Below are 8044 nucleotides of genomic sequence, written 5' to 3'. Positions count from 1 at the left end.
GCCCGTCCGGGAAGGTCCGGACGTGATCGACCTCGTGCGAGATCGACTCCCGGCGGACGCCGTTGATGCTTTTGTCGATCGTGAAATTGACCTTGTGCCAACCCAACTCGGCCAACGCACGCCGCAGTCGCTGGGTACCTTTCGTCTCGCCACCCCCCGAACCGATAATCTCCTCAATCGGGATGGAGAGGGCACCCAGCGCCGCCTCCAGTTCGCCGATAGCGTCGGGAAAATCGACGCTCAAAATCGCCGTTGCGTGGCTGTGAAATTCGATTTGGAAGCCACGTTCGGCCAGATCTTCAAACATGTTCACCCAATAGCCCTTGGCGACGCCGCTGCCGATTCCGATTTGCGCAGGTGGCACGGATTGCCTCCAAGATGCGAGATCCGTATGCCTGCACTACCAACTCGCATCGATGCGAGACACGAGAGGGCAGTCGACACCGAATGGCATCTGGCGAGCAGGACTGGAAGCCAGGTAGCTTCACAAAAAACTTTAGTTGGGGCCCACCGGCTAACGGTCTGCTAGAGTTGTATGAAAGCATTCGGATCGGATTTGATGGCCAAATGGAAGATGTGGCGCGCGACGTGTTTCGTCAGCGCGTTTCGCAGTCGGGCCACTCAGAATACATACCGATAAACTTCTTCCTTTTTAACAAAAGCAAAAACGGTGTCGATCATCTTGTCGCTGATGAGCTGGTCTTTCAGGCGCTCACGGCTCCGCATACAACCAACTTCGATAAGCTGGCGATCTTTGCGCTGAATCTAAGCTATGTCGGGCGTTGGACAGGAGCTGACGCCGCCCAGCGCCGCCCCGCACTTTGGGCTAACAGCTACGTCTCGGATAAGGTGGCGAACGAGTATGGCTGGGATACGAAACGTATTTCGGCCAAAGACATAGAACGCTTCGTGGCAGGTAATCCAAGGTACAAAGCAAAATCGGCGAGGAAGCTCTCTACTAACCTGAACTACATATATGAAATTGGTCATCTATCCGATTTCTCTAACAAGCGTGTCGAGCGTTGGTGGGTCGATGCGTTGTTCCTGGCGCTCGACCGTCTGATTGAAGACAGAGAGCTGGACGGAGAGCATGTCCAGTCGGACCGTTACGCGGCATTGTTGGCGAGATCGAGCTTCGCACAGATCGCTGGTGCCAAGAGCTTGGAAAAGGATCTCGCAACCAAGCACCTTGTCACGCTCTATGCTGCCTGCGGTAGCAGAGAACGGTTCTCGGACGAGCACGTCCGGGAGCGAACCGAGCTAAAAATTCCGGACCTTCAATGGTTTGCGGCGAACGATAACCGACCGCAAGGGGCGGTGCATCCCTCCAATCCTCGCATTCTGAAGACGATCCCAAGGGCCTGCGCGATGCTGGCCAAGTATGCCGGGTTTGAGGTCATTGATGCCGATGAATTGGAAGCGTTCGATCTTCAGGGCTTCATACGCACTCACGCTCAGCGTGCTCTGACCCGCCTCAAGGATGCCAACGTCGTGCCGACCATGTCCGTCGAGGAATTGATGAGGCTTACGAGAGACAAATGACCACGTTCCTCGACACCAGCGCGATCATGTCAGCGATCAACCATGGTGAGACGCACCATGACTGGTCAGTCGCGAAGATCGCCGAGCGGCGTGCGGAAGGCCCTCTCATTATTGCGGATATCGTATATAGTGAGCTGGCGGCGGGTATGCAGTCCAAGGAGGATACAGATGCCGCTATAACCGAATGGGCGCTAGAGCGCCTTCGCAGTAGCGACGAATCACTGTTTAAAGCTGGTCAAGCGTATAAAACGTACAAGGAAAAGAAGCGTAGTCCCGGAGAACTTCCAAAAACTAATGTTCTACCGGATTTTTTGATAGGCGCGCTCGCTGAGGTCGAAGGTGTTCCTCTAATCACCACAAACCACAAAGACTTTGCCGCCTACTTTCCGGATCTAAATATCATCCACCCATAAGGCTTACTGGGAAGGGGTGGCGAGAGCCCTGTAAAGAGTCGCATGGTGGCATTTGAGTAGCTTTGCCGCTTCCCGCACGGACGTTCCCTCGCCAACCAGTCGCAGGCCTAGCGCAACCTGATCGGCCGTCAGTTTAGGAGGGCGACCGAAACGGACTCCCCGTGCCTTCGCCGCGACGCGTCCGTTGCTTGTGCGCTGGTGGATCAGCTCGCGCTCAAATTCGGCAATCCCGGCGAACACAGTCAGCACCATGCGGCCTGCGGGCGAGGTTGTGTCGGCCCAAGGCTCAGCCAGCGATCGAAGCCCTGCCCCAGCATCCTCCAACTTCTCGGCTATATCGAGCAGGTCCCTGGTCGAGCGTGCGAGGCGGTCGAGCCGCGTCACTACGACGATGTCGTCGTCTCGCAACTGATCGAGCATCCGCGAAAGCTCGGGCCGATCCCGCTTCGCGCCCGACACCTTCTCCTCGAACGTGCGCTGACAGCCGGCGTCCTTCAACGCGGCGCGCTGTAGCCGTAGATCCTGATCGTCGGTTGAGACGCGGGCATAGCCAACAAGCATGTCGCGAATGTGCCTCGAAATGCACGACTCTGGCAACAGACTTTTGCGACACCGTCAGCCCTGAAAATCCGTGTCCTGCCCGCTTGTCGCGAAACTTAGGACATGCGCGACATGCGAGTCATGTCGCGGGTCTATTAGGCGCGGACACGAGCGCCTGTTTCGCCATGAGTGTCAAAGATGCGATCTGCTGACACCGGCTTCGACATCAGATACCCCTGCCCTTCGTCACAACCCCATTCACCCAACATGTCGTAGGCGGCCTGCGTCTCGATCCCTTCGGCCACTACGCGGTAGCCCAGGTCATGCCCCATCGCGATCATCGTCTTGACCAGCAGACGGTCTTTGCCCGAGGTGACCATATCGCGAACGAAGGCCTGGTCGATCTTGAGCACGGACACGGGCAGCTGCTGCAAATAGGACAGGTTGCTGTAACCGGTGCCGAAATCGTCGATTGCGATCTCGACCCCCTGCGACCGTAGCTCGCGCAGCTGTCCGATCACACGCGTCGGGTCATGGGCGATCGTGCTCTCCGTAAACTCCAGCTCCAGCAGATGCGGCGCAACGCCAGCCTTGCTGGCCGCACCGAGCAGACGTGCGGCGAAGTCGTCTTCATCTAGGTTCATCGCTGAGGCATTGATCGACACCGGCAGCGGCATCCCTGCGGTCGACCAGGCCCGCGCCTGTGCGATGGCTGCCCGTACCACCCATTCCGTCATTGACCGAACCAGCGCAGTCTGTTCGACCAGGGGCACGAACTCGCCTGGCGAAACTGCGCCGAGACCAGGGTGGTCCCAGCGGATCAGAGCCTCCACCCCGCAGCGGTCACCCGAGGCCAGCTGGATGCGAGGCTGATACACCAGCGACAACTGCCCCGGCTCGTCCAGCGCTGTGCCAAAGTCGTTCAGCAAGGCAAAGCGGCGCGCATTGCGCTGACCGCTGGCCGGATCGTAGCGGGCGTGGCGGCAGCCAACGTGGCGTGCATCGTCGCCTGCGTTCGACATGCGCTTGAACGCTTCTCGCGGCAGGACCTCACCTACGGTGAAGTCGTAAATACCAACTGCGGGGTCAGCGGTCACGGGCACCCCGGCGCACGAGATCGGTTGACGCAGTGCAGCCACGATCCGATCGGCCAGCGCATGGCTGCCCAGCAGGTCCTCCTCGACTAGGACGGCGCAGCGGATCTGATCGACATGGTAGAGCCGCGCGCTGTTGCCCGCCGATTGGCGAAGGGTGCCGAGTGCCTGCTGCATCAACAGGCCGATGCTTTCGCTGCCCAGGGTGCGTGCAGCATAGGTGGCACGCGTGGGCGAGAGGATGTCGACCGACAGCAGGGATGCCGCTGCCCCCGGTTCTCGGCGGGTAAGATCGTCGAGATCCTCGAACAGCTGAAACTGGTTGGCTTGGCCGGTCGTGGCGTCGACCCGGCCGACCAAATTCTGAAGCTCGATCTGGCTCATCACCATGCCGGCGAGATCGAGCAGCACCTGCTCCTCGCCGTTGCGCAACGTGCGAACCTTGTCGTCGACGACGCACAAAGTGCCGAGGCCGTGGCCCTCGCGGGTAAACAGCGGCGCGCCTGCGTAGAAGCGAATACCGGATTCTGCCAACGGGGAGCCGACGAAGCGCGGATCGGCAGTGAGGTCAGGAACGACGAATACGCCTTTCCCCTCGATCGCATAGGCGCACGGCGCCTGCTCCCGCGGAATTTCGGTCAGATCGACGCCGACCTTCGACTTGAACCACTGCCGATCGCGGTCGGTGAGCGAGATCGTCGATATTGGCGCCGCCAGCAACTGGCTGGCGAGACGGGTCAGGCGATCGAAGCTGTCACTGGGAGCACTGTCGAGCAGGCTAAGGTTGCGCAGGGCATTCAGTCGCGCCTCCTCGTTCAGCACATGGTCTAACAGCTTCTCCACGCCAACGCCCCTCTGAGGTTCTGACAAGAAGCGATAATCTGAAAAAATTAACAATTTTTGCGCGCGGAACCGCTGCATCAATGAAAGTTTGTAAGAATGCACTGGCGTTAGCTGTTTCAATCACGTTCGCTTCGAGGCGAAGGTGAGCGCTCGCGGCTTTGAGGTTCCTCGTCTCGTATGCAGGACGATCGGTTCATAATAATTGGCTTAAGATTTAGCGCGTAATGCTCGGCCATGTTCGCCTCGCTCTCTGCCCGTATCGTCAGCATCGGACTGATCGTCGTTGCCGCGCTTGCCTTTCTGGCGGGCTTGTTGGCGGACGCATCTTCTCATACGAGCAAAAGCTTCGGTTGGGTCACCCACTCGGCGGAGGTGATCGAAACGACGGAGCTGGCGCTCGGCGATCTGCGCGACGCTGAGTCCGGTCAACGTGGCTTCATCCTGACCCATAATCCGGCTTACGCTCGCACCTTCTCGGAGCAGGTGGCGGGTTCGGCAAAGAGCATCGCTTGGGTCGTCCACCTCACCGAGGACAACCCGCTCCAGCATGCCCGAGCGCGCGAGCTTGCCAGCTTGATGGCGCAACGGGCCGCTGCGTTACGGCAGCCGCTGAAACTGGGTCAGAAAGGCGACTTTGCGGGTGCTACCGCCATCGTTGCTGGTGGCAAAGGGCGCGACCTTATGGACGCCCTCGCTGTTCGAGCACAGGCGTTCCTGGAAGAAGAGCGCCGCCTGCAAACCGACCGGAGCATGGCCGCTGAGCAGCGGCTGGCCAGCGGTAAGCGGCAAGCCCTCATCGGCGCGTCGGTGGTGGCGATGCTGGTGCTGGTCGGCTTTGGTTTTCTAATCCGCGGTATCCGTCAGCCGCTGGCCACGATCATTCAGGCAATGAGCGAGCTGGGCAGCGGTGAACGAAGCACCCGCATTGAGACGGCCATGGGCTCAAAGGAGTTTGGCCACCTAGCTCAGGGTTACAACGCCATGGCCGACCGCCTGGTGTCGGCGGTCGCCGATCGGGAGGAGAGCGAGCAGCGGCTTCAGATAGCCAATGTCGAGCTGCAGAAGAACGGCGAGGCGCTGCGCGAGCGCGGGGACGTGATCGAGCTGCTCGGCGGCATGGCGCACCGCATGCAGGCGGCACGGACCGACGAGGAGCTGGCCGCCATCATCCGGGTGTTCGTGCCGCGGGTTCTATCCGGCCTCTCCGGCGCGCTCTACGCGCATAACAACTCGCGCAACCTGCTCACCCTGATCGCGGGCTGGGGCGGCTTAGAGGCGCCGTTGGAAAGCTTTGCGCCCGATCAATGCTGGGCGCTTCGCCGCGGGCAGAGCCACTGCGTCACCGCGCCCGGTCGCGACATCGTCTGCGCTCACGTTGCGCAAGACGAAATCTATCATTGCGAGCCGCTGCTCGCGGGCGGCGAGGTCATCGGCGTCCTGTATCTTAGCGGGCTGGTAGGTGCCGAGAGCCGCTTCCGGCTGACGGTCCTGACCGAGAACATAGCGTCGGCGCTGGTCAACCATCGCCTCCAGCGGTCGCTGCGCGAGCAGACCATCCGCGACCCGCTGACCGGTCTATTTAACAGGCGCTATATGGAGGAGACGCTAAATCTGGAAATCGCGCGCGCGTCGCGTTCCGGCGCGCCGTTCAGCCTCGTCATGTGCGACGTCGACCACTTCAAGCGCTTCAATGACGAGTTCGGCCATGATGCCGGCGATGCCGTGCTCCAGGCCGTCGCCAGCGAGATGCGCAGCCGCTTCCGCGATGGCGACGTGATCTGCCGCTACGGTGGAGAGGAGTTCACCATTATCGCCCCCGGCACGACGGCTGAGGCTCTCATGGAAAGGGTCGAGCTGGTGCGTAACGCGATCGGCGAGCTCAACGTCCGGCAGAACGGGCGCACGCTCGGGTCCACCAACATGTCTTTCGGAATCGCGACCTGGATTGACAGCATGGCTAAAGATGGCTCGACCTTGATCCAGGCAGCCGATGCGGCACTTTACGAGGCCAAGCGGGCCGGTCGGAACCGCACCTCGATCAGTAGGTTGGCGGCATGACAAGCAGGATCGTCAACTAGCGAGCGCAATGGCCTCGATGCGATCGAGGCCATCGCCGTCTTTGAAGGTCTCGATGAGCATCGGTCGAGAAATGCGGTAGCCTTGTCGCAAAAGCGGCAACATGCGCGACGTTCGAAACTCAGAATATCTGCGACACCAACTAAGCGAATAAGCTACTAAGCGACAAACTACTTTTCGCCCTTTTAGGCTCCAGCAGCCATCGGTTTCCGAGGCCGCCCGCCCTTGCGGCCGTTCTCGCGTGAAGCGGCGATCTTGGCTGCGGTGCGTGACCGTCCTCCTTCGGCACCGAGCTGGCGGGCCATCCATCGCTTCGATCCGAACACGCCCTGCAGGAGCGCGGGCACGTAGAGGTCCGCGTCGAGCCTGGGCCAGTGCAGGCCGAGTCCGCCGGGGCTGATCTCGATTTCGGCCAGGCTGTCCGGCGAGGCATCCGCCAGCCCTTCCGCGAGTTGGGTCGGGAAGGTCAGTTCGACGCCGGTGTTGAGTGCCACGACCACCCGCGAACGCCGCCGGTCATAGCGCGCCGATACGGCATGACCAGCCTCGCGCTTCGCCGCCATGCGCTTCTCCGCCTTCGCCAGATCGCGCTCAGTAATCGCCATGTATCGTCCTCCATTCCGCGCACAGGGCGGCGATTGCGGCCGCCAGGGCATCGGCGATTTGGTTCAGGTCGGCCAGCCTGAACCCATAGCTCTCGCGCAGCTCCGGCGGTCCGCCGGGGCAATGCAGGTTGAACACCGCCTCCCCGTCTGCGCCCTTCACATGGACGTGCGCCGGCCGATGATCATTTGGCCAGATCACGACCCGCAGGCCGTTGATGCGCAGAACGGTAGGCATGGCCGATCCTAGCAGAAACCCAAGCGCTAGGGAATAGTTGCATGGCGGCGCGTCCCTGCGGGACCGCGCTCTATCTCCGCTTGCGCTCCGACCGAGCCGCCATACCGGCGTCTCGTCCCTGCCGGGTGGCGATCGGCTTCACCAGCAGGGGAGCAAAGGGCAAGGCGATCGGCGAGTGCTGGGACAACCGGCGCATCGGCGACGGCCACTTCGAGATATTCATCCGGCCTGACCTCGCCCACGCCCCCGACGCGATGCCGGCGCAGATCGCCGCGATCCTCGCGCACGAGCTGGTCCACGCGGCGGTCGGGATCGCGGCCGGACACGGAAGAGCGTTTAAACGGGTCTCAGTCGGGCTGGGGCTGGTCGGGCCAATGCGCGCCACCACCCCCGGGGACGCCTTCCTTTCCGCCATTGCACCGATCCTCGCTGCGGTCGGTCCCCTTCCCCATGGCAGACTCGATACAGGCAGCGCGACTACTCGGCCCAGGAAGCAGGCGGTGCGGATGCTGAAATGCGAGTGCTCGACGTGCGGCTATACCGTCAGGACCGCGCGCAAATGGCTGGAGACAGCGGGCGCGCCTTTGTGCCCGGTTGGGGGAGCATGAGAAAGTTGGGGGTCATGCCGCCTTCCGTTCGTCCCTCCACCTCTGAAAGTCATTGGCCAACGTGCCATCAAGGGTACGGACGCGGAGT

At 61.4% G+C, this 8044-nt stretch carries 8 protein-coding genes and 1 pseudogene; 4 read left to right on the top strand and 5 right to left on the bottom strand.

Translation table 11 applies throughout. The features are described 5' to 3' along the window. Nucleotides 1-307 (bottom strand): annotated as a pseudogene (locus DI606_RS18610) (BglII/BstYI family type II restriction endonuclease); the annotation flags it as partial. A gap of 140 nt (nt 308-447) precedes the next feature. On the opposite strand from DI606_RS18610, the gene DI606_RS18605 reads away from it, so the two are divergent. Together DI606_RS18605 and DI606_RS18600 are read left to right on the top strand one after the other, a co-directional pair. Continuing rightward, nucleotides 448-1542, top strand: a complete 1095-nt coding sequence (locus DI606_RS18605) for a hypothetical protein (RefSeq protein ID WP_293985352.1) — start codon at nt 448-450, stop codon at nt 1540-1542. After that, the gene (locus DI606_RS18600) at nt 1539-1955 is read left to right on the top strand and encodes a type II toxin-antitoxin system VapC family toxin (protein WP_293985351.1); all 417 of its coding nucleotides are present in this window, start codon (nt 1539-1541) and stop codon (nt 1953-1955) included. The genes DI606_RS18605 and DI606_RS18600 overlap by 4 nt, the downstream gene beginning before the upstream one ends. A 3-nt stretch (nt 1956-1958) precedes the next feature. Here the strand turns inward: DI606_RS18600 and DI606_RS18595 are convergent, their stop codons facing one another. Together DI606_RS18595 and DI606_RS18590 are read right to left on the bottom strand one after the other, a co-directional pair. Continuing rightward, on the bottom strand, nt 1959-2516 hold the full coding sequence (locus tag DI606_RS18595) for a recombinase family protein (protein WP_293985350.1): 558 nt from the start codon (nt 2514-2516) through the stop codon (nt 1959-1961). Nucleotides 2517-2650: 134 nt separating this feature from the next. Further along, a complete protein-coding gene (locus DI606_RS18590) occupies nt 2651-4552 on the bottom strand; it encodes an EAL domain-containing protein (protein ID WP_293985349.1) in 1902 nt (633 codons plus the stop codon). A 114-nt stretch (nt 4553-4666) separates the two neighbouring features. Here DI606_RS18590 and DI606_RS18585 point away from each other — a divergent pair, with 114 nt between their 5' ends. After that, nucleotides 4667-6490: a diguanylate cyclase gene (locus DI606_RS18585; protein ID WP_293985348.1), complete on the top strand. Its 1824-nt coding sequence runs from the start codon at nt 4667-4669 to the stop codon at nt 6488-6490. Nucleotides 6491-6693: 203 nt separating this feature from the next. Here the strand turns inward: DI606_RS18585 and DI606_RS18580 are convergent, their stop codons facing one another. Continuing rightward, nucleotides 6694-7113: a DUF2442 domain-containing protein gene (locus DI606_RS18580; RefSeq protein WP_293985347.1), complete on the bottom strand. Its 420-nt coding sequence runs from the start codon at nt 7111-7113 to the stop codon at nt 6694-6696. After that, nucleotides 7100-7348, bottom strand: a complete 249-nt coding sequence (locus DI606_RS18575) for a DUF4160 domain-containing protein (RefSeq protein WP_061939913.1) — start codon at nt 7346-7348, stop codon at nt 7100-7102. The genes DI606_RS18580 and DI606_RS18575 overlap by 14 nt, the downstream gene beginning before the upstream one ends. Before the next feature lie 41 nt (nt 7349-7389). Between DI606_RS18575 and DI606_RS18570 the strand changes: the two genes are divergently transcribed. Next, on the top strand, nt 7390-7956 hold the full coding sequence (locus DI606_RS18570) for a transcription elongation protein SprT (protein WP_293985346.1): 567 nt from the start codon (nt 7390-7392) through the stop codon (nt 7954-7956). Nucleotides 7957-8044: the final 88 nt, after the last annotated feature.

The organism is Sphingobium sp. (assembly GCF_003248505.1).
GTDB lineage: Bacteria > Pseudomonadota > Alphaproteobacteria > Sphingomonadales > Sphingomonadaceae > Sphingobium.
The sequence above is the reverse complement of the archived record's forward strand: the minus strand, read 5'-3'. Positions and strand labels throughout refer to the sequence as shown.

Coding starts and splice junctions, on each gene's coding strand:
- DI606_RS18600 (WP_293985351.1), top strand. CDS start 1,539: ATGACCACGTTCCTCGACACCAGCGCGATCATGTCAGCGATCAACCAT.
- DI606_RS18580 (WP_293985347.1), bottom strand. CDS start 7,113: ATGGCGATTACTGAGCGCGATCTGGCGAAGGCGGAGAAGCGCATGGCG.
- DI606_RS18575 (WP_061939913.1), bottom strand. CDS start 7,348: ATGCCTACCGTTCTGCGCATCAACGGCCTGCGGGTCGTGATCTGGCCA.
- DI606_RS18595 (WP_293985350.1), bottom strand. CDS start 2,516: ATGCTTGTTGGCTATGCCCGCGTCTCAACCGACGATCAGGATCTACGG.
- DI606_RS18605 (WP_293985352.1), top strand. CDS start 448: ATGGCATCTGGCGAGCAGGACTGGAAGCCAGGTAGCTTCACAAAAAAC.
- DI606_RS18570 (WP_293985346.1), top strand. CDS start 7,390: ATGGCGGCGCGTCCCTGCGGGACCGCGCTCTATCTCCGCTTGCGCTCC.
- DI606_RS18585 (WP_293985348.1), top strand. CDS start 4,667: ATGTTCGCCTCGCTCTCTGCCCGTATCGTCAGCATCGGACTGATCGTC.